Genomic DNA, 20,683 nt, shown 5'->3' with positions numbered 1-20,683 from the left:
TTGAGAAGATTTACATTAAAATGGTGTATGACAGAAGCAGAGAAGGGAATGCTCATTCGGGAATTTCTAAAAACGAAAGGGATTTCTAAAGCTGCTTTGACAGATATAAAGTTTCAAGGTGGGGCAATTGAAGTTGACGGTAAGCATGCGACGGTTCGGCACGTATTACAGGCCGAGGAAGTATTGCAAGTGTTTTTTCCGGTTGAGGAGAGAAGTGAAGGAATGCTGGCTGAAAATATTCCACTGACTGTCCTGTATGAGGATGAATCCGTAATGGTAATCAATAAAGAACCATACATGTCAACCATTCCGTCAAGGGAACATCCGGCAGGAAGTGTTGCGAATGCGCTTCTTTATCATTATGACAGGCAGAATCTTGCAAGTACGGTGCATATTGTAACGAGACTGGACCGTGATACGTCAGGACTTATGCTTATTGCGAAAAACCGTTTCATTCACCATCTTTTATCAAAACAGCATCAGCAAAAGCAAGTGCAACGAACATATGAAGCAATCGTTCATGGAGAATTGCTAGAAGAGTCGGGAACGATTGATGCGCCAATTGGAAGAAAAGGCGATAGCATTATTGAACGAATGGTATGTGAAGACGGTCAAAAAGCAGTTACGCATTTTCAGGTGATGGAGAGATTTCCTGATAAAACAAGAGTCTCACTGCAGTTAGAAACAGGAAGAACACATCAAATTCGTGTACATATGGCATATTTAGGCCATCCGCTATTAGGGGATGACTTGTATGGGGGAAGTAAGTCGCAGATGAAACGACAAGCGCTTCATAGTACGAGTTTAACCTTCTATCATCCTATTTTAGAAAAACAGATGAAATTTCATGCGGATGTGCCAGAAGATATGAAAGAATTATTAAAATAAGCTGCCTTCACATGAGGGCAGCTTTATTTTTTAGTTATGTAATTGGACGAAATTTCTCAGGCACAAACGGCATCGAAGAAGGAACTGAAATCGTCTCCATCTCTGGATAGCGCAGCCCTGTCAGTTTCCCGCCAAAAACAGCTCCTGTATCAATATTTACCGTATGATTGACAAAACGAGGTTCTGCCACAGGAGTGTGACCATACACAATCCAAGCTTCTCCTTCATAATGCTTCGCCCAATCACGGCGGACAGGTGAACCATCAGGATGTTTTTCTCCAGTAATGTCCCCATACAATACGAAAGTTTGGACTTTCTTATCACTTCTTCCGATATAATCTTGGCGAATACCAGCGTGACAGACGATGAGTTTTTTGTTATCAAGCACATGATAGAGAGGTGACTGTTCGTAAAGATCGATAAATTTTTTCTGTACTATTTTTTGTTCGCGAGTTTGAAGGGTTTCATATTCAGCGACAGTTGTTTCTAATCCGTGTGCGATTGTTACGTTACGTCCGATGAAAAATCGGTACAACTTATTACAATGATTTCCCGGAGCGTAATAAGCTTCTTTTTTATTTATTACAAGCTCCCATACAATTTCAATCATTTTTAGGGATGCCGGGCCACGGTCAGTAATATCTCCGACAAAAGCAAGTTGTCTCTTCTCTGGATGGACAGGAAGACCGCTATCCCAGTTATAACCGAGCTGCGCTGTTAATGTTTGAAACTCTTCTAAACAGCCATGGATATCTCCGATAATATCGTACTTCATTTCACAACCTCCATCTTATTTTTACTTAGTATACCTAAATTGGATATAGAAAAAACCATACCCGCTGGATATGGTCTAATCAAACATAAACGTTTTTGTTCGCGATCGTACGTTCAGTACAAAGCCAATCGCAATCATATATGTCAGTAAGGAACTACCGCCATAACTCATAAGAGGAAGGGTAATCCCTGTAATCGGAAGTAATCCAATTGTCATCCCAATATTTTGGAATACTTGGAATGTAAACATTCCAATCGTTCCTGCACATAAATAGCTACCGAATGGATCATTACTTTCTAAAGCGATATGAATCATACGATAAATTAATAGGAAGAACAGTGAAATAACAACGCTTGCTCCTAAAAATCCAAATTGCTCAGCAATGTTTGTGAAAATAAAATCGGTATGCGGTTCTGGGAAGTATACTTGACCATTCTCCCAGCCTTTACCGTGCAATTCACCTGATCCGGTTGCTAAAACAGCTTGCCTTAACTGATATCCTTGTGTTTCATATTCATAAGGTGCTAACCAGCCGTAGAAACGATCTAATTGATATTCTTTTAAAATATGTTCTTTAAAGAATGCTGTATGCGCAAAGTAAGTGTACGTTAACGCAGAACCAGCCGCTATAACAAGTGTAGCTAAACCGAAAATAAAGCGCCAGCGTATACCTGAAACTAAAATCATCGCTGCGAGCATCGCTGAAATAACCATCGTATTTCCTAAGTCTGGTTCTTTCGCAATTAAAAGTAGTGGTGGTAAACTTGCGCCAAATATTTTGCCGAGTAAAATGAGATCCTCACGCGGCGTCCGAAACGGATACTTTTCATTATGATTGACGATAATGCGGCCAACGACAATGATTAAAAATAACTTCATAATCTCGGAAGGCTGGAAGTTACCAAGACCCGGCAAGCTATACCAAGCAGTAGCCCCTTTAATTGTTACAGCTCCGGGGATTTTTAATTCAAGCCCAATCAGTAAAATCATCGCAAATCCATACAAGTACCAAGCGATTTGTTTATATCGGTCAAAATCAATAACCATAATCGCAAAAATTGCGATAGCCCCAATGAAATACCATTGAATTTGTTTCGCAACAAAGTTTACCTGTTGTAAAGCCGGTGGTAAAGATGGTTGTGCACTTGCGATAGCAAAACAACTCACAGCCCCGATTACGAGTACAATCAGGATTAATATGTAATCTATTCGATATTGAGAATTCTTATCTTTCAACGTACGTAGTCCTTTCTATTGCTCTTTGCGTAATACAAAAAAAGACGCTATTACCATATTAGCGGATTTTGGATGGTTTGCAAATATGTTGTTTGGATTTTGAGTGTGAGATGTTAGATTATATAGATATAAATTGAGAAACTGAGATAAAACCTTTCTTTTTTAGATGGGAGAGAGCGTCCGACCATGCATAGAAGCGGTCAGGGCCTATTTTCGCCCCGTGCCAAGTTTAAAACAAAGGGAGGGAGTGAGAGCGGTTCCCTTTTATTCTTCATAGCCGTGATTTATCCAGCAAGTACTTTTAAATAGAGGAAATAAAGATTGAGCTTTCGTAGTAGCAGGAAAGTGAAAGAGCAAAAGAGAAGTAAAGAACCAGTTATACTAATAATTTTGTTTTGCCTTATTTTGAATTTGTGATATGATATAAATATATTACCAGGTACTAATAACTGATATTATTTAATAAATTTAGGGGGATAAATAAATGAATCTTCTCAACTTAAAAGGAAAAAACATTATCGTAATGGGAGTTGCGAACCAACGAAGCATCGCTTGGGGTATTGCTCGTTCACTACACGAGGCAGGAGCAAACTTAATTTTCACATATGCAGGTGAGCGTCTAGAAAAAAACGTACGTGATCTAGCAGAATCATTAGAAGGACAACAATCACTTGTTTTACCATGTGATGTAACAAACGATGAAGATATCGCGCGTTGCTTCCAATCGATTAAAGAAGAAGTAGGAGTTATCCACGGATTAGCACACTGCATCGCATTCGCAAACCGTGATGACTTAAAAGGTGAATTTGTTGATACATCTCGTGATGGATTTTTACTTGCACAAAACATTAGCTCATTCTCATTAACAGCTGTAGCAAGAGCTGCGAAGCCATTAATGACAGAAGGCGGCAGCATCGTTACATTAACATACCTTGGTGGAGAGCGCGTTGTAGCAAACTACAACGTAATGGGCGTTGCAAAAGCATCACTAGACGCAAGCGTAAGATACTTAGCAAACGACTTAGGGCAGCACAACATTCGCGTAAACTCTGTATCAGCAGGACCAATCCGTACGCTATCAGCAAAAGGTGTTGGCGACTTCAACAGCATCTTAAAACAAATCGAAGAACGCGCACCACTTCGTCGTAACGTAACACAAGAGGAAGTTGGTAACACAGCGTTATTCTTATTCAGTGATTTAGCAAGCGGAGTTACTGGTGAGAACATTCATGTGGATTCTGGGTATCATATTTTAGGGTAATGAAGAATCAGAGTTGAAATTAGATGTAATATTTTAGGTGGAAAAGCACCACACATGTTCATCAAACTAAGATAAGCTTATATCCATATAACATAAAGAACAAACGCTATCCTTTTTGCAAAAATATGCAGAAAGGATAGCGTTTTTCTATTATGCTTCAGATGGGAGAGCAAGTGTTGAGGAAGTAATAAAAAGGATTACTTAAATTTGATAATTGTATATACGTATGAAAAGTATAAAATGTATAAGTAAACCGAACCGGATGTAGGTGATTTTCTCAAGATGACGGAAATAAACTTTAATAATCATTCATCTTATTGTAGCGGTTACTTGAAGCGAAAGGCATAATCTCGTCTTATTATTTTATGTGAAAATAAATGGTGAAATATTTTTGTTTGCGAAAATATATATTTATAAATTATTGAAGAAAACGAGTTGAAATGATAAGATGAAAAATTTAAATCAAGGAGGGAGAGCGGTGTCGAAGAGTGCTGGTGCTCCAAAAAAGAAAGGCGTTTTATTTGTGATGAATCCTATAGGTGGAGGAGTAGAACATTATCAAAATATGTATATTGAACAGAATCAGCATAAGTATAGAATTTATAAGATGACGTTTAGAGCTGGAATGTTTTGTATAGAAGATATGAATCAGGAACACCCCCTGTACTATGATTTAGAGTTACATAATTATGATGAAACGAGTTTTCGATCGCTACTCAAGTCAATGGATATTGAACTAATTTATATCAATCATCTCATTAAATTCCCTATATTTAAGTTTATAAATCTTATTCAATATTCTGGGATTGAGTATATTTATTTTATACACGATTTTTTTTGTGTATGTCCTCTAGTTAACTTGATTAAAAGAAATGGCCCTTACTGCAATAATGAAACAGATGTGAATATATGTAAGGCATGTTTGGATGGAGGGAGAGAAACAGATATTCAAACTTGGAGAAAAAATTTCGAGTTTTTTTTATCAAATGCCCAGAAGGTAATCGCTCCAAGCAACAGTGCAAAAGAAATTATAAAAAAACATTTTCCTGACATTATTATAGATGTACAGGAACATCCTTTATCTCCTAATATCTACTATACATATACCTCTGAATTTGCAAATGAAAAACAGCTTAATGTTGCCTTCGTAGGAAATATATACAAAAATAAAGGATCACACATTTTATATAAACTTAAAATGGAAATTGAAAGGAGGAAGCTACCTTTTTGTATAAAAGTAATTGGGTTAACAGATAGGCACAAAAGAAGATTTGTCAGTCCAAGCGGACATTTTGTTGTAACAGGACCATATGATAATAGGGAATTTTCTAATCTGTTGGCAACACATAAAATAGCTATCGTTATAACTTCTTCGATATGTCCAGAGACATTTTCTTATACAACTAATGAGGCTATGTTTTCAGGGTATCCTGTCATTGCATTTGATATGGGAGCGCCAGCGGAGCTAATCAAAAAATATAACGGGGGATGGATTTTGAAAGAAGTGAGTGGTAGGAGTATCTTACAATTGTTACAAAAGCTCTTAGTAAATCGCAGTGAGATTTTAGAAAAAGCGGGTAATCTATCAGTAGTCTGTCAAAATAAAGGGATTTTCTAATCTTTTCAAAAGATGCATTAAGATATTATCGTGTTTTGTAACTCGAATTCAAAAATGATAATTGTGTATGTAGAAGAGTCGCATTAAATCGTTCTATTGTTGATAAAGATGTTTTTAGATGCTTTTTTTAATCATATTAAGTGAAGGGGGCTGTTTTACAGGAAATAACAATAGCCCCCACAGGAAATATTTCATAGGTAAAAAAGAACGATGAAATTTATGCGAGAATTTGATTTACAGAGATAGGAAGTTTACTTTATGTTTTTAAGAGGCTTTTCGTTAAATCAAATCCCAACTTACAGGTGTCCCCTTAGCAACATCTTTTTTCACTTTTTTTCCTAGTAAAATAGGGAGGTATTTTGGTGCTAAACCATAACCAGGTCGAATAGCTTTTATATTTTCTGTTGTTAAAAGATCCCCAGCTTTCATATCTTGTGCCACATATAGAGAACGTCGAAACTTTAATGAGCTTTTTTCCATATCAGTCGGTCCGTAATAAATCTTCCCTAGTGACTTCCATGCCCTTTCTGTTTCAATAACAAGAGAATTTAGTTCATCTGCTTCCATTGAAAACGCCGAGTCTACTCCTCCATCAGCTCTAGATAAAGTGAAATGCTTTTCGATTACAGTTGCACCCATTGCAACACTTGCGATTGCAGCTCCCACTCCTAATGTGTGATCTGATAAACCTACTTCACATTGAAATAATTCTCTCATATGGGGGATTGTATGAATATTAGTGTTTTCTGGAGAAGCAGGGTAAGTACTTGTACATTTCAATAAAATAAGATCTTTACAGCCCGCTGATCTGATAGTCGTGACAGTCTCATCTAATTCTGAAATTGTAGCCATACCTGTTGAGATAATAAGAGGTTTTCCGGTAGAGGCAGCTTTGCGGATTAAAGGAATATCAGTATTTTCAAAAGAAGCAATTTTATAACAAGGGACATTGAGAGATTCTAGAAAATCAACTGCTGTTTCATCGAATGGGGTGCTGAATGGGATGATACCTAATTCTGTACATTTATCAAAGAGTGGTTTGTGCCATTCCCATGGTGTGTAAGCTTGTTGGTATAGTTTATAAAGTGTGTTTCCTTTCCATAAGCTGTTTGTATCTTCTATTTTAAAATCTTTGTTATCGATATCAAGTGTCATAGTATCGGCTGTGTAAGTTTGAATTTTTAGAGCATGTGCGCCAGCTCTTGCTGCAGCTTCAACTATTTGCAATGCACGTTCTAATGACTGGTTATGGTTTCCAGACATTTCAGCAATGATAAATGGTTGGTGGTTGCGACTAATTTTCCTTCCATTAATTTCAATTTCATTCATTTTATCTTCTCCTTTTTAACCATTCATTTTTGCTTTACCGATTATATCTTTTACTGACGTATTCCATCCATTAGTAAGTAAATGCAAATATATTTTTTTATCTTTTAATCTATGATAACTACCGCCAGAAGGTTGCGGTTTCCTCATAACTTTTCCAGAATAAATGAATTTCCAATTTTCAATGAAAAGTCGTTCTATTTCTTGGCATAGTCTATCGTAGGCGGTTTTTAATGTATCATTTTCTTTGTAGGGAACTTCCGATTGAGTGATAATATCGCCCGTATCTAACCCGTTATTCACATAATGAATTGTAACCCCTTTAGGTGTATCTTCAAGGAAACTCCATAAATTTGGATCAGCACCCTTATTCCAAGGAAGATAAGAGATATGCAAATTAATAATTTTGTTATTAAATTTCTCAATAATAGAAGGAGGAATCATATATCTGTATCCATAGCTGACGATAAAGTCAATATTAATAAGAATAGGTGAGTGAATGTCTATTCTATTTTCATAGAAAACAACACTATTTCCAGATGATTTAAGAAAACTGTACAAATTATTACATTTAGATCCTAATAATAGAATGTTCATAATATCTTCCTTAACATTTAATATTGTAAAATCTTTGATACTACACGTGTTTTTCCAAAAGCGTCTACAATCTCCAATGCTTTTCTAGAAGATCCCTCTAAATCAAAGTTTCCGCTCCTAACAATCTCAAGGGCATTACAAATATCCTTCTCGTAAATTTCTTCTGATTTTCCAATGTAAAAATCAATCCCTAAATCTCCTACTGTTTTACATATTTCAACTTGATTATGCGCTACTGAGATTAATAGTGCGGGTAATCCTAAACAATATCTTTCCCAAGTGGTTGAACCTCCAGCACATATGGCTAAATCCGCTTCATTCATTAATCTAGACATATAATCAATATTATGATGAAAGACCATATTTGGATGCTTTTTGCATAAATTTTGGATGAAATCTTTTTGAGGATTTGATCGACCGATAACTACATGAATAAGAAGCTGCGTATATTCTATTGCTTCTAGAGCTTTGATTACTTTGGAAGTTTCATTAGTGGGATCACTTCCACCAAAAAATATGAGTATTGTTTTAAGGGGATTTGTTCTTTTTCTTACATTTTTTCGTGCTTTTAAAAATTCGGATCTTAGCAATGCATATTTGGGGCCTAATAATTTTATACAATTTATAGGGATCAATTCTTCGTATCTTTGATCTATGTTTGCATAATAATTTTGATCTAGCAGTAGATCACATATATGTAACCTATCTGCTAAATCATCTATAACCATTATATAGTGGGCGAACTCCTTTAACTTTTCTTCCCACTTTTTATCTAAAGCATAATGATCTACAATGAGCCAATCAGCAAAGTGAATGCTTTTACGTATCATTTCTATTGTTTGTTGAGCATCAATTTCCCAGCTCGTTTGAAGCCATTGAGCATGTGTAGTATTACAATTATTTCTTACTAACTTCATTTTAGGCAACATATATACTGTGTGTCCCTGAGATTTTATAAAGTTACACATATGACCGTCCAATTCCCTAGATATAAAGGAAATCTGATGTCCTTGATTTTTTAACTCTTTTGCTAAGGTTAAACATCGCATAACATGCCCTGTTCCAATCTCTATAGAAGCGTCAACACGAATGAGTATGTTCATTTAAACTATATCCCTAATTTTTTTTGTTCTATATGGCTATTAATATAAAACAGGTCTGGTTCTTGTTTTAATAAATTTAAAATATCAATGAAAGAAAATTGGGGATTAACTGGATATAGTTTTGTAATAATTTTTTTTATAAAGATAAAGTCTTCTTTCGTATCTACAGTCCAGCGATGTTTACTTTCATCTAAGTGATTCTGGACATTGAACAGTTTAAACGTTTTAGGGGTGTTATATATATATGCAGTCACATGCTCGCGATAGGATGGCTGATTTGCTTTTTCATATGTTTGTTTTAAAATTCGGTAGGGCATAACTTCTGTATCTAAACCTCTTGGATAAGTACGGATTAATGTGTTAGATACATAATCATATTTATTTTGATGTTCTAAATAGCAATTAACTATCTTATCAATAATATCAGGATCAATAACGGGACAATCTGAAGTTAATCGAACTACAACATCTACAGAAAATTGTGTTGCAGCTTCATAATAACGTGATAATACATCATCTGCTGATCCACGATAATAAGGAACAGAAAGTTGTTCGCAAAGCTCAATGATTGGATTATCATTTTGATTTGTAGTAGTCGCTACAATAATTTGGTTAATTGTTTTCGCTCTTTTTACTCGTTCAATTTGATATTCTAATAGTGTTTTATCAAGAACTTTCTTCATTATCTTCCCCGGAAGTCTAGTTGAGCCCATTCGAGCTTGAATAATAGCGGCAACTTTCATTTCATCACCTTTTTATTCACTTATTTTTTATAGAAATTGATTACCTTTTTAACTGCTTGAATGACATCATTAGCGTCTTGTTCACTCATTTCTGAAAATAATGGTAGAGTAATGATACTTTCATATAATTTTTCAGCATTAGGACAAATTCCTTTTTGATAACCTAATTTTTGATAGTAGGGTTGTAAATGAATTGGAATGTAGTGAACATTGACACCAATATTTTCTTGCTGTAACGCTTGAAAGATTTCTTTTCGATCAACTTTTAGCATTGGTAAATTTAACTGAATGATATACAAATGCCAACTTGAATCAACATGATCTAATTGTTTTGGAAGAATAACTTCAGGTAAATCTTTTAGTGCCATATTATACATTGATACATATTGTTTTCTTTTAGCAATAAAAGAATCTAATTTTTGCAGTTGTGATAATCCAAGAGCAGCTTGAATATCTGTCATCCGATAATTATAGCCAAGAAATTGCATTTCATAGTACCAAGGTCCATGATTTTCAGTTAGGTTATTAGGGTTACGGGTGATTCCATGGGTTCTAAACTGAAGAAGTTTTTGATAGTAGTCTTCATTATTTGTTGTAATGATTCCGCCCTCGCCTGTTGTAATATGTTTGACGGGGTGAAAACTGAACATGGTCATATCACTAATTGAACCAATTTTTTTCTTTTTGTAAGTAGCGCCTAATGCATGAGCTGCATCTTCGATTACTGTTAGGTTATATTCTTGGGCAATTTTTGAAATTTTTTCAAGTTCAACTGGCTGTCCAGTAAAATGTACAGGTATAATTGCTTTTGTTTTATTTGTAATCTTATCTTTTATTAAATTAGGATCAATATTGTAAGTGTCGGATTTTATATCCGTAAATACCGGAACGCCACCTTGGTAAAGGACACAGTTAGAACTGGCAGCGAACGTCATTGATGTCGTGATGACTTCATCATCATTGGATATCCCCGCTGCAAAACAGGCGCCATGTAGGGCGGCTGTTCCACTTGAAAATGCTACGGCGTATTTCGCACCTACATATGCTGCCACTTGATTTTCAAATTGTTTTATTGTTGGACCGGTTGTAATAAAATCACTTTTTAAAACGTTGATTACGGCTTGAATATCATCTTCATCAATGGATTGCTTGCCGTATGGCAAATAATGATTCCGTACGGGTTTTCCGCCATGAATTGCTAAACAATACTTCATGATCCTTAATACTCCCTTATATGTTGTTTTGACTTATTTAGACTGTTTTTTTATCTTATTCACTAATTAACTGTTTTAACTCTTCTTTTGTTAACCAATGTTCATTTTTGTCGCTTGTATAACTAAAACCTGCTGGAAGCGGTTTGCCTTCACTTATATACGCTTTATCCCACCAATTAAATTCTGGTTGAATGATATAATAATCTTCAAATTCTAAAGTATGACGGGCATCATCTTCAGTTATCATAGCCTCATGAAGCTTCTCGCCTGGACGGATGCCTATAAACTCAATTTTACATTTAGGTGCAATTACTTTTGCCAAGTCTGTTACTTTCATGCTGGGGATTTTAGGGACAAAAATTTCCCCGCCCTTCATTCGCTGAAGGTTATCAAGAACAAATTGTACTCCCTGATCAAGTGTTATCCAAAATCGTGTCATACGTTCATCCGTTATAGGGATTTTCCCGGTTTTTTTTATGCTTTTAAAAAATGGTACTACACTGCCTCTGCTGCCTACTACATTTCCGTATCGTACCACTGCAAATCTGGTGTCCTTTTTCCCTGCATAAGCATTTGCTGCAACAAAAAGTTTATCTGATGCTAATTTCGTTGCACCGTATAAGTTAATTGGAGAGGCAGCTTTATCTGTGCTCAAAGCAATGACACGTTTCACACCACAATCCATAGCAGCTTCAATTACATTCTGAGCGCCATAGATATTTGTTTTAATTGCTTCAAACGGATTGTACTCACATGCACCGACATGCTTTAAAGCAGCTGCATGAACTACAATATCCACCCCAGCAAAAGCACGGTATAAACGAGCTTTATCACGTACATCCCCAATAAAAAAACGAATACGCGAATCTGTATACTCTTGAGCCATTTCGTATTGTTTCAATTCATCACGACTAAAAACAATAATCTTGTTTACACCAAGTTCTAGGGCTTTTTTTATAAATCTCTTTCCGAAAGAGCCTGTTCCACCTGTAACTAAAATTGTTTTTCCTGTTAAATCCATTTTTTTCACAGCCTTTTTTTATTGAATCCATTTTCACTATCTATTACTATGAATATTTCGGGAAAACGTTTGGGTATCATCTCTACATTTCCTTATAATTTTCCCGAAATGGTGAATAAGCCTAGATTGAAGTCTACTTTTAACTGTTTTGTGATTTATTTCTTGGTTCAGGAAATGATAAATATGTTAAATAGTTTTTTATATTATTGAGAGGCTAGAAATCAAAATCTTCGTTTTTAGATATAAGAGGTATCTTCAGGTTTTCTAATCAAAAAGTGTTACATGTTCATAAGCTGTTCAAGTTCAGAGAGGGATTATGTATTTAATATAGAGATAATGCACCATCTTTTTTCAAGCTAGACTATGTAACTATACAAAAAGACAAACAAAACATAGCATAGTAAAAGTAAAAGCCTAAATCTGCTTTCTATTGTTCGATCGCATAGTTTATACCACTAATTAGTAATTAATAAAAACATCGATCGTGTACAACTAGTTGATTAAAAACTTAAATAATAGAAATGTATCTTCAGTAATAAAAACACGTAATTCAAAGAACTTTGAAATAGATGTTGAATGGCGCAATTAATAAAAAAATATATATCTTTTAATTTTAATAGTTATTTTTTGGTTTTTTGAATTATATAAGCGAGGGTGAACAATGTGTTTCAAGGGTTTTTAAATTTTAAAGGGCAAGAAATAATAATGACCAAGGACTTGTTTAGAAATATTAAAAATGATTTCACCTATGAATTTTGGATAAAGCCTCAAAAGGAAATTCAATTAAATGAGGAATCGGATCAAGGAAAACATGGAATTTTTGGTCAAAGATATATTATTGGTCCAGGGCATCCTGTAATTGAACGAAAAGATGAATCGGGTGCCGGAGTATCGGTTGGAACGAATGGTATAACGGTATATGAACACAGTCACAATTATTTACCTCCTCTACTCACATATGAAATAAAAATAGACGATTGGACTCATATAGCTATTGTTTATGAAAATAAAACTCCAAATTTATATGTGAATGGAAGTTTTGTAAAAAGAGGATTAAAAAGTACTAAGACTAATGTCTTTGCCTCAGGAAGTATTGGAGGATGTGGAGCATACGGATATTTTGAAGGGAAAATGAATAGTTTGAGGATTTGGGGTTATTCAAAAAACGAAAAAGAGATTAAGCTCCATATGGATAAATGTTTAAATGGTGACGAACAAGGATTGATTTTAAATTGGAACTACGAAAAGCCAACATATATCCAATCTATTTCGAATACAAACGAGGAAGCTGATAAACCATCTTTTTTAAATGATTCTATTCGTAATCAATTTAGTTTAGAAACATTAAATGAATCAAATTATATTGAATATAATAATGAATTACTTGAAGATACTGAAGTGGATGTGATTATACCAATATATAATGGCTACGAATTTACAAAGAGATGTATAGAAAGTATATACAATAATATAGACATTCGTTGTAATTTATTTTTGATTAATGATGCTAGTACAGATCAACAGATATATCGTTTTTTGGAAAGCTTGAAATCTAACAAATTACCTCAAAGCTTAAAAAAATTAGTGGTTATACACAATGATAAAAACTTAGGATATGTACAAAGTATTAATAAAGGCTTACTTTTAACAACAAATCACCCCATCTTATTAAATAGCGATACAGAAATTCCACCTCATTGTTTTCGGCGCTTAATCAACCCTATTTTAGTAAATGATAAAATTTCATCCGTTACCCCTTTCTCAAATAGTGCTACGATTTGTTCCTATCCTAATTTTGTTCAAGATAATGAATTGCCATACAATATGACTGCAAATGAAGTCGATGCTTATTTTTCAAAATATGTCATTAACAAAGGGATAGTAATCCCAACAGGTGTAGGCTTCTGTATGGCATTAAATAGAAATGTTATTCATGATATCGGAATCTTTGATGATGAGGTTTTTGGCAAGGGGTATGGCGAGGAAAATGATTGGTGTATGGGAGCACGTCATAAAGGATATCAAAATATATTGATTCCAAATGTGTTTGTTTATCATAAACATGGTGTAAGTTTTAATCAAATAGATGGAAGTAAACAAGAGCTAATGTCAAGTAATTTAAAAAAACTACTTAACCGATACCCAGATTATAATAAAATCATACAAGACTTTATAAGGCTGGATCCAATAAAAAATATAAGAGAATTCATGAAAAGTATAATGGTTGCCGATAAATTTTCTTATAGAAAGGGCAGATTATTTATCGATCATGGCTTAGGTGGCGGTGCCTCAATCTATCAAACTAACTATATAAAAACATTAGAAGATGATGAGAGAATATACACGTTAACACCTGGGACAGATTATGTGATTTTAACTGATCATAATCATTCCGAACCAATAAATTATAATCTTAAAATAAGTAAACTAACTGAAATGAACTTTAAAAAATTATTAAGTGCTCTAAACATTGATTTGATTTTTATTAATCATTTATTTAAGTATCCCATTGAAAAAATGTTTCGTTTAATAAAACACTCACTTGTGGATTATTATTTTTACATTCATGATTTTTATTGTGTTTGCCCAAGCTATAATTTAATAAATCATCAAAAGAAGTATTGTAATGCTGAAACAAATGTAGATATCTGTCAGGGATGTATTGCGAAAATATTTCCGAAAGAAGCTATTCATATTGAAGGTTGGAGAGAAGCGTTTTATTCTTTTTTAATGGGTGCGAAAAAGGTAATTACCCCTAGTCATAACACGAAAGATATTATTCTAAAATACTATAAAGATATTGAGATAGAAGTAAGAGAGCATGTTATTAATCCAAAAATATCATACTCCTTTAAGGAGGAGTTTTTAAATAAAAAAGTTTTAAATATTGCTTTTATGGGAGCCATTGATTATCCGAAAGGATCAAGTATTATATATGAGCTAAAGGATTTAATTGTTAAAGAAAATTTACCAATAAATATAAAGGTGATTGGTATAACAAATATTCATTTTAATCCACACAAAAGTGCTGAAGGAAAGTTTGAAGTCACAGGAAGATATCAGGTGGATAATTTATCTGATATATTAGCTCAAAATGAAATAGCATTGGTTATTAATCCGTCCATTTGCCCTGAAACATATTCCTATACAACAAGTGAAGCAATGTTATCGGGATACCCCATTATTACATTTGATCTAGGCGCCCCTGCTGAACGAGTAGAAAAATATCAGTGTGGATGGATTCTTGACAACATGAATAGTAATGAAATATTAAATTTATTAAAAAACTTATTAAAAAATAGAGAACAAATCCACGAAAAAGCAAAGAAATTAAGAGATTTGCGGGAAGGAAATGAATTTTAGGATAAGGTCCACATATCTAATAGATTTGTAGTGAAAATAGGGATCTTTTATGTAATAAATGCCATTATTGTCTTTGTGCTATCTTTTATAAGAAAGAATATAATAAATGATACTGAAGACAAGGTTATTTTCGATTGAAAAAATAAGAAGGGGTGATGGTTATGTCACAAAAGTTTCTCTACTTACCAATCGAATCAAAAACAAGGGAATTAGACGCAAAATTACTCTTAACCTATTATGCAATTAAAGGGAATTATCGAATTATTCTGGGAACGCACACGCCTATTCTCTCTCACTTGGAGTTATTACCTAAGGGCATCATTTGTTCAAAGGGAACTCCTTATGGTGATGCAAGGAAAGAATATATGACTCGTGCATACAAACTAGGCTATTCTATTGTTGAATTGGATGAAGAAGAAGGATTATTCCTTAATAGTAATAATTATAGTCGTCTTGGAAAAGATGATACGTATGTTAAAATACTTGAGCATGTATATTGCTGGGGAGATGCTCATAAAGAAATAGTTACAAATACTTTTCCTAAATTTAAGGGAAAATTTCATTTAACTGGTCATCCACGGTTCGATTTACTCAAGAAAAAGTTCCGGGGGTTATATAATGATGAAGTGAAAATGATTGAACAGCGGTTTGGAGACTTTATTTTAGTAAATACAAGATTTACGCAATATAATCACTTTATAAGAGGGTTCAATCCTAACGAACATTATATAAAGGAAGTATACGAACATTTTATCCAATTAATTAAAGAATTAAGTGAGAAATATCCGAATCTCAATATTGTTGTTCGTCCTCATATTCATGAAAATGTAGATAGTTATCGAAAAGAATTGTCGGATTATAAAAATGTGTTTGTTGCCCATGATGGTAATGTGGTTATGTGGATTTTGGCCTCAAAAGTCGTGATACACAATCGTTGTACGACAGGCATTGAAGCTTTGTTACTTGATAAACCAGTCATTGCTTATATGCCAATTAATTATGAGAAAGAGAAGAAATATTTACCTAATGCAGTTACCTATAAATCAGTGAATAGTAGTGAAGTATTCAACTTAGTCGATTTCTGTTTATCTAAAGGAGAAATAGGTGAAGAAAAAAGGAGTCTATCAAAAAATTATTATGGGTCCATGGATGTAGAAAATTATGCTTATCAAAATATTATCCGTTTATTAGATACAATCAGTTTCACGGGTGAAAGTTCCATTGAGGAATCTTCAGTAAGAGCGCTCTCTACAATAAAAGGGGATCATACGTTGACTTCAGAGGAAGAAATAAAAAGTTTCTTTGAAAAATTGGATTTAATAGAAATGAATAAAAATGAAGTGAGTGTTCGAACATTAGCTCCTGATTTATTTGAAATAATATCTAATAACAGTTGAGTCCTTTTTTCTATGAGGCTTAACGTAACTTCCTTAGTTAGATAAAAACCCTTGGTAACAAGGGTTTTTATTATTTCATATAATGAAGAATCAAAGTTTCTAAAGCGTGTTTTTTTATAATAAATCAATCATAGCATTTAGTTTTGAAACCGTTGTTAGAAAGAAATTTACGATTGTTAATTCAATGAGCCCTAAAGAATTGTATTAATACTGCAAAGGAATTTTATTAGTACAATGGGGGTTTTGATGAGGGATACGGGAGATGACCTTTAGATACTTTGGAAATATGAATATTACTCTATTTTTACTTAAAACATCGGGGTACGTTTTAGATTGTTAGAGAAGAAGGGAGCAATTTTATGAAAGGGATTATTTTAGCTGGAGGTACAGGATCGAGATTATATCCTATCACTAGAGTGACCGATAAACATTTGCTACCTGTTGGACGTTATCCAATGATTTATCATTCAGTTTGTAAGCTAAAAGAATGTGAAGGTTGTATCTAAGTTTTTTGGTACATTTTTTATATGTTTGAAATCTTTTCGTTTATATATCCCGAGAAAGATAGGTTAATGAAATGCTTTATAAAAAGAAAAATCATCGATAATATAACCGATGATTTTTCTTTTTGATAATGTGGAAAGTAAGAATTGTCCCCAATAAATTTTGGTTTAAACACAGATTGTTTAGAGTGTAATGAATGGATATTAGATATTATTTTTTTTGATAAGTTATATTTGTTGTAGAACATGATTTTTATGATTGAATAGTCTTCACCATTTCTTTTATTCTTTGGCAAAATGTATGCTGTCCTATAACTATTTTTTGAGCTTTTTGAGCAATAATCTCCTTCTTTTTTTTATCATTCATATAGGTAATCACTTTACACAGGCAATCTTCATAATCCTGATAAGATATCATTTCTTCTTCAGTAAAGAAAGAACGAAGATTAGGCTTTTCCTCTATTAATTGAAAAGCTCCACATGCTGCAATATCAAACGTTCGATTATTAATGCTTTCATTCATAACCTTGGACGTATTCTGATTATATAAGAAATTGTTACTTCGATGAGGGTTTAATACAATGCTAGCTCCGTTATAAAAATAAGAAACCTTTTCTGGATTCATCCATGTATCTTCAATCATAACCCTTGCATTGTTTCTCCAGACCTTTTGTAGTCTATTACGCCATCCTTTTCCAATTAGTGTTAGGGCATAATTTGTATTCTTTAGAAGGAAATGAATAAGGTTTACCCTTGTCTGATATGGATATCCTACAAGAAGCAAGTCACTTTTATATACATGCTCTACTGAGCGCGGTTTAAAAATGGAATGATTCGTACCTAACGGTAAATAGTGGGCATTCTGATGAACGAGTTGGTACTGTTTTAAAGCTCCAGTATCGATGGTAAAGATATAGTCGAACCTATCAATGATTTGATAAGTCTTATCAAAATAATAAGGGTCTTCAGTCATCCAACAAGCCAATTGAATACCATTCTCTTTAAAATACTGGATAGCTTGTATAGAGAGATTGTCTCCTAATATTGTTAGGACTACTTGTGGCTGAAACGTGGTAACAATTGACCTTATATTTTCTATTGGCTCTGATGGATGAAAGCAGGTCCATTTATATCCGTTATCACTAAGCGCAGTTTTCATACTTTGATCTAAATAATCATAAATACCAAGATAACCAGAAGAAATATACAATAACTTCATTACATATCACCAATTGTATTCATCATTTTTAATCTTTTGCTGTTATGATGCTTTCAACACACTTACAATTAATTTGTATAACATTTGTAACGTTTGGAGATGGTAGAGCCTCTTCTTCTAATGTAACGATACCAGTTTTTTTATTAAATTTTGTTAATTTGGCTGGTCCATAAACAAAACCTGATTTACCTACAACTGTTATAATCGTTCCAAGTGGTATGTTGGAGAATTGACGGCAGATGCTACTTTTACATATCCATAGAAACATAAATAAATCTTCCTCCTTTGTTAATATTTGATAACATATATACTATTATATGCAAATAGATAGAGTTTCGTGAAAATAGTACTTTCATAAATTAAAACGTTTATTTTTAAGGATATATTCACTAGCATAGCGCATGAAAAGGTATGACTGGGAGCAGTATAATGTTCATTTGAGTATTATAGGAAATTCAGCGGTTATCAATAAAAGAGGGAACAGGATTTTAAAATAAAGTGAAGAAAATGCAAGAACTTGTCATAAAGTAACATGAAAAAGTAGGTAACACAGTGTTATTTCTATAAAATCCATATAAAGATTTATATAAAAAAATCCATTTTGATCAATTTTTTCAAAATGGATTCTTTTTATGCAATGTGAATAGGGGAAGGTGTTTTTGGTTACATTTTATTGAAAAGCTATATTGGTGTAAGATTTATGAATTCCGCAATCGGGCACGATTCTTAAATAAGAAGGCGTTTTATATGAAGGGCGTTATTTATATAAACAGCAAAAAGTTTAAAAAAGCTACTTGAACCTAACACGGTGTCAGGTTGTATAGTAATGTCGCCGGCAAAATTAACTCGTGCGAAATGAGGGGTTGATTCTGAATAGAAAAACCTGGAAAGTTGGAGAGTTGGCTAAGCAAACCGGACTTACGGTACAGATGCTCCATCATTATGATAAAATTGGGTTGTTTTCTCTCCCGCAGTCTTCTGATAAGGGACAAAGGCTCTACACTGAAACAGATATTGCAAAGCTGCAACAAGTTATGTCACTTAAACAGTTAGGTTTTGCTTTGGCTGAGATTAAAGAGATGATAGAAAAGCCAAATTTGAATCCGGTCGAAGTCATAAAAGTACAACTAGAAAGTGTAAAAGAGCACATTCGGATACAAGAACAATTGTGCAGTCTATTACGCCAGCCTTTTCCAATGAGTGTGATTTGATAGTTAGTGTTTTTTTAAGGAAATGGATGAAAGTAAGTCCATTCATAGCCATTATTGCTTAGCTCAGCTTTCATACTCTGATCTAAATAATTGTAAATACCGAGTTAATCGGAAGAGATATACAATAGCTTCACTATACATCAACAATTGTAGTGGTCATTTTCTAATCATCTGTTGTTATGATGCTCTCAATATCGTCACAGCTAATTAGAATAGTAGTCGTAAAACCTGGAGATGGTAAACCTTGCTCTTCCAATGTAACTATGCAATTTCCTATATTAAGGCTTATAAACTTGGCTGGTCCATAAACAAAACCGGACTTACCTACAACTGTTATAATAGTTCCTGGCAATATGCCGGAGAACAACAGCAGGTGGCAGATACTACTGTTACATGCCATGGGAAAATATTCCCTCCTTCTTATTCATTAAGTTAATATTTAATAACACTTATACTATATGTTTATAGGTATATTTTTGTGCAGAGAACATCCTAGTGAATACACCCTCTTATACCAATTCAAATTTATGCTTTTAGTTTATATTACCTAATGCAGATAATTAAAAAGCGAGGGAGTATGTCTTTAACATGCCCTGCTAGTGGCTATATGTTTTCGGGAAATCTTCATACACTACTAAAGAGTAAAAGTCCAATTGAGAGATTATATATATTGATGAATTCTATATGAATCAACTTACTATATACAGGATTGGTTTTGAATTCAAAGGTTGTAATCATTTTTACTTGTTAAACAAGTCTGTATTAGTAGGTAAAGCAATGGAACGTGTACGTATTCAATCTTTAAATGAATGGGAACTTTGTATGATGGATGACAAGTCTAATAAAGAAACATTACATGTCATTAAACAATATTTGGGTGATTCAAGACTCGCTAGACACAAGTAAAAGGTATTTAGCGAACGACTTAGGATAGCATACATAATATTCGTGTGTCCCCTGTGGCAGTAGGAGAAATCCGTACGTTATCAGTAAAAAGGATTGGTGATTTCAACAGCATCTTAAAACAAATCGAAGAGCGCGCACCATTTCGCCGCAACGTAACACAAGAGGAGGTTGGTAATCCAGCTTTATTCTTATTTAGTAACTTAGCAAGTCGTGTTACTGGTGAGAACATTCATGGGGATTTTGGGTATCATATTTTAGGTAATTAAATATAAAATGATGAAAAAACACCTTCTACCCCCAAT

At 33.7% G+C, this 20,683-nt stretch carries 17 protein-coding genes and 2 pseudogenes; 9 read left to right on the top strand and 10 right to left on the bottom strand.

Annotated features, from left to right (window positions below; genetic code table 11):
* Positions 1-888: an RluA family pseudouridine synthase gene (locus BPMYX0001_RS05340; protein WP_029427027.1), complete on the top strand. Its 888-nt coding sequence runs from the start codon at positions 1-3 to the stop codon at positions 886-888.
* Positions 889-922: 34 nt separating this feature from the next.
* Here the strand turns inward: BPMYX0001_RS05340 and prpE are convergent, their stop codons facing one another.
* Both prpE and BPMYX0001_RS05330 read right to left on the bottom strand, forming a co-directional pair.
* Positions 923-1,663 (bottom strand): bis(5'-nucleosyl)-tetraphosphatase PrpE, encoded by a 741-nt coding sequence (prpE, locus tag BPMYX0001_RS05335; RefSeq protein ID WP_006093949.1) that lies wholly within the window; start codon positions 1,661-1,663, stop codon positions 923-925.
* Between the two features lie 75 nt (positions 1,664-1,738).
* Complete coding sequence (locus BPMYX0001_RS05330; protein ID WP_033798731.1) at positions 1,739-2,899, bottom strand: FtsW/RodA/SpoVE family cell cycle protein; 1,161 nt, start codon at positions 2,897-2,899, stop codon at positions 1,739-1,741.
* Between the two features lie 484 nt (positions 2,900-3,383).
* On the opposite strand from BPMYX0001_RS05330, the gene fabI reads away from it, so the two are divergent.
* Positions 3,384-4,160: an enoyl-ACP reductase FabI gene (gene fabI / locus BPMYX0001_RS05325; RefSeq protein ID WP_006093947.1), complete on the top strand. Its 777-nt coding sequence runs from the start codon at positions 3,384-3,386 to the stop codon at positions 4,158-4,160.
* A 478-nt stretch (positions 4,161-4,638) separates the two neighbouring features.
* Complete coding sequence (locus tag BPMYX0001_RS05320; protein WP_240516962.1) at positions 4,639-5,778, top strand: glycosyltransferase; 1,140 nt, start codon at positions 4,639-4,641, stop codon at positions 5,776-5,778.
* Positions 5,779-6,057: 279 nt separating this feature from the next.
* On the opposite strand, the gene pseI is transcribed toward BPMYX0001_RS05320, so the two are convergent.
* From pseI to pseB, 6 genes are read right to left on the bottom strand one after another with little or no spacing between them, the layout of a single operon-like run.
* On the bottom strand, positions 6,058-7,107 hold the full coding sequence (gene pseI / locus BPMYX0001_RS05315; RefSeq protein ID WP_003206204.1) for a pseudaminic acid synthase: 1,050 nt from the start codon (positions 7,105-7,107) through the stop codon (positions 6,058-6,060).
* A 15-nt stretch (positions 7,108-7,122) separates the two neighbouring features.
* The gene (locus tag BPMYX0001_RS05310; RefSeq protein ID WP_006093945.1) at positions 7,123-7,701 is read right to left on the bottom strand and encodes a formyl transferase; all 579 of its coding nucleotides are present in this window, start codon (positions 7,699-7,701) and stop codon (positions 7,123-7,125) included.
* Between the two features lie 17 nt (positions 7,702-7,718).
* Positions 7,719-8,804 carry a UDP-2,4-diacetamido-2,4,6-trideoxy-beta-L-altropyranose hydrolase gene (gene pseG, locus BPMYX0001_RS05305; protein WP_006093944.1) on the bottom strand — a complete coding sequence of 362 codons (1,086 nt, stop codon included), beginning with the start codon at positions 8,802-8,804 and terminating at the stop codon, positions 7,719-7,721.
* A gap of 5 nt (positions 8,805-8,809) precedes the next feature.
* Positions 8,810-9,547, bottom strand: coding sequence for a cytidylyltransferase domain-containing protein (locus BPMYX0001_RS05300; protein WP_006093943.1), 738 nt, complete (start codon positions 9,545-9,547; stop codon positions 8,810-8,812).
* A 20-nt stretch (positions 9,548-9,567) separates the two neighbouring features.
* Positions 9,568-10,761, bottom strand: coding sequence for a UDP-4-amino-4,6-dideoxy-N-acetyl-beta-L-altrosamine transaminase (gene pseC / locus BPMYX0001_RS05295; RefSeq protein ID WP_003206199.1), 1,194 nt, complete (start codon positions 10,759-10,761; stop codon positions 9,568-9,570).
* A gap of 55 nt (positions 10,762-10,816) precedes the next feature.
* Entirely contained in the window at positions 10,817-11,782 is a 966-nt protein-coding gene (gene pseB, locus BPMYX0001_RS05290; RefSeq protein WP_033798730.1) for a UDP-N-acetylglucosamine 4,6-dehydratase (inverting), read from the bottom strand.
* Between the two features lie 663 nt (positions 11,783-12,445).
* On the opposite strand from pseB, the gene BPMYX0001_RS05285 reads away from it, so the two are divergent.
* The 3 genes and pseudogenes from BPMYX0001_RS05285 to BPMYX0001_RS05275 form a co-directional block, all read left to right on the top strand.
* A complete protein-coding gene (locus BPMYX0001_RS05285; RefSeq protein ID WP_240516963.1) occupies positions 12,446-15,145 on the top strand; it encodes a glycosyltransferase in 2,700 nt (899 codons plus the stop codon).
* A gap of 161 nt (positions 15,146-15,306) precedes the next feature.
* On the top strand, positions 15,307-16,542 hold the full coding sequence (locus BPMYX0001_RS05280) for a surface carbohydrate biosynthesis protein (RefSeq protein ID WP_240516964.1): 1,236 nt from the start codon (positions 15,307-15,309) through the stop codon (positions 16,540-16,542).
* 359 nt (positions 16,543-16,901) lie between these two features.
* A pseudogene (locus tag BPMYX0001_RS05275) lies at positions 16,902-17,036 on the top strand (sugar phosphate nucleotidyltransferase); the annotation flags it as partial.
* Between the two features lie 262 nt (positions 17,037-17,298).
* Here the strand turns inward: BPMYX0001_RS05275 and BPMYX0001_RS05270 are convergent.
* Together BPMYX0001_RS05270 and BPMYX0001_RS05265 are read right to left on the bottom strand one after the other, a co-directional pair.
* A complete protein-coding gene (locus BPMYX0001_RS05270) occupies positions 17,299-18,264 on the bottom strand; it encodes a CgeB family protein (protein ID WP_003206191.1) in 966 nt (321 codons plus the stop codon).
* A gap of 28 nt (positions 18,265-18,292) precedes the next feature.
* Positions 18,293-18,532: a hypothetical protein gene (locus BPMYX0001_RS05265; protein WP_006093938.1), complete on the bottom strand. Its 240-nt coding sequence runs from the start codon at positions 18,530-18,532 to the stop codon at positions 18,293-18,295.
* A 631-nt stretch (positions 18,533-19,163) separates the two neighbouring features.
* Between BPMYX0001_RS05265 and BPMYX0001_RS05260 the strand changes: the two genes are divergently transcribed.
* From BPMYX0001_RS05260 to BPMYX0001_RS05245, 3 genes and pseudogenes are all read left to right on the top strand, one after another.
* Complete coding sequence (locus tag BPMYX0001_RS05260; protein WP_240516965.1) at positions 19,164-19,475, top strand: MerR family transcriptional regulator; 312 nt, start codon at positions 19,164-19,166, stop codon at positions 19,473-19,475.
* A gap of 684 nt (positions 19,476-20,159) precedes the next feature.
* The gene (locus BPMYX0001_RS05250; protein ID WP_033798727.1) at positions 20,160-20,381 is read left to right on the top strand and encodes a glycosyltransferase family protein; all 222 of its coding nucleotides are present in this window, start codon (positions 20,160-20,162) and stop codon (positions 20,379-20,381) included.
* Positions 20,365-20,647, top strand: a pseudogene (locus BPMYX0001_RS05245) (SDR family oxidoreductase); the annotation flags it as partial. The gene BPMYX0001_RS05250 and the pseudogene BPMYX0001_RS05245, both read left to right, overlap by 17 nt.
* Positions 20,648-20,683 lie beyond the last annotated feature (36 nt).

Source organism: Bacillus pseudomycoides DSM 12442 (assembly GCF_000161455.1).
Lineage (GTDB): Bacteria > Bacillota > Bacilli > Bacillales > Bacillaceae_G > Bacillus_A > Bacillus_A pseudomycoides.
Note: the sequence above shows the minus strand (reverse complement) of the source record. Positions and strands in the feature narration are given on the sequence as shown.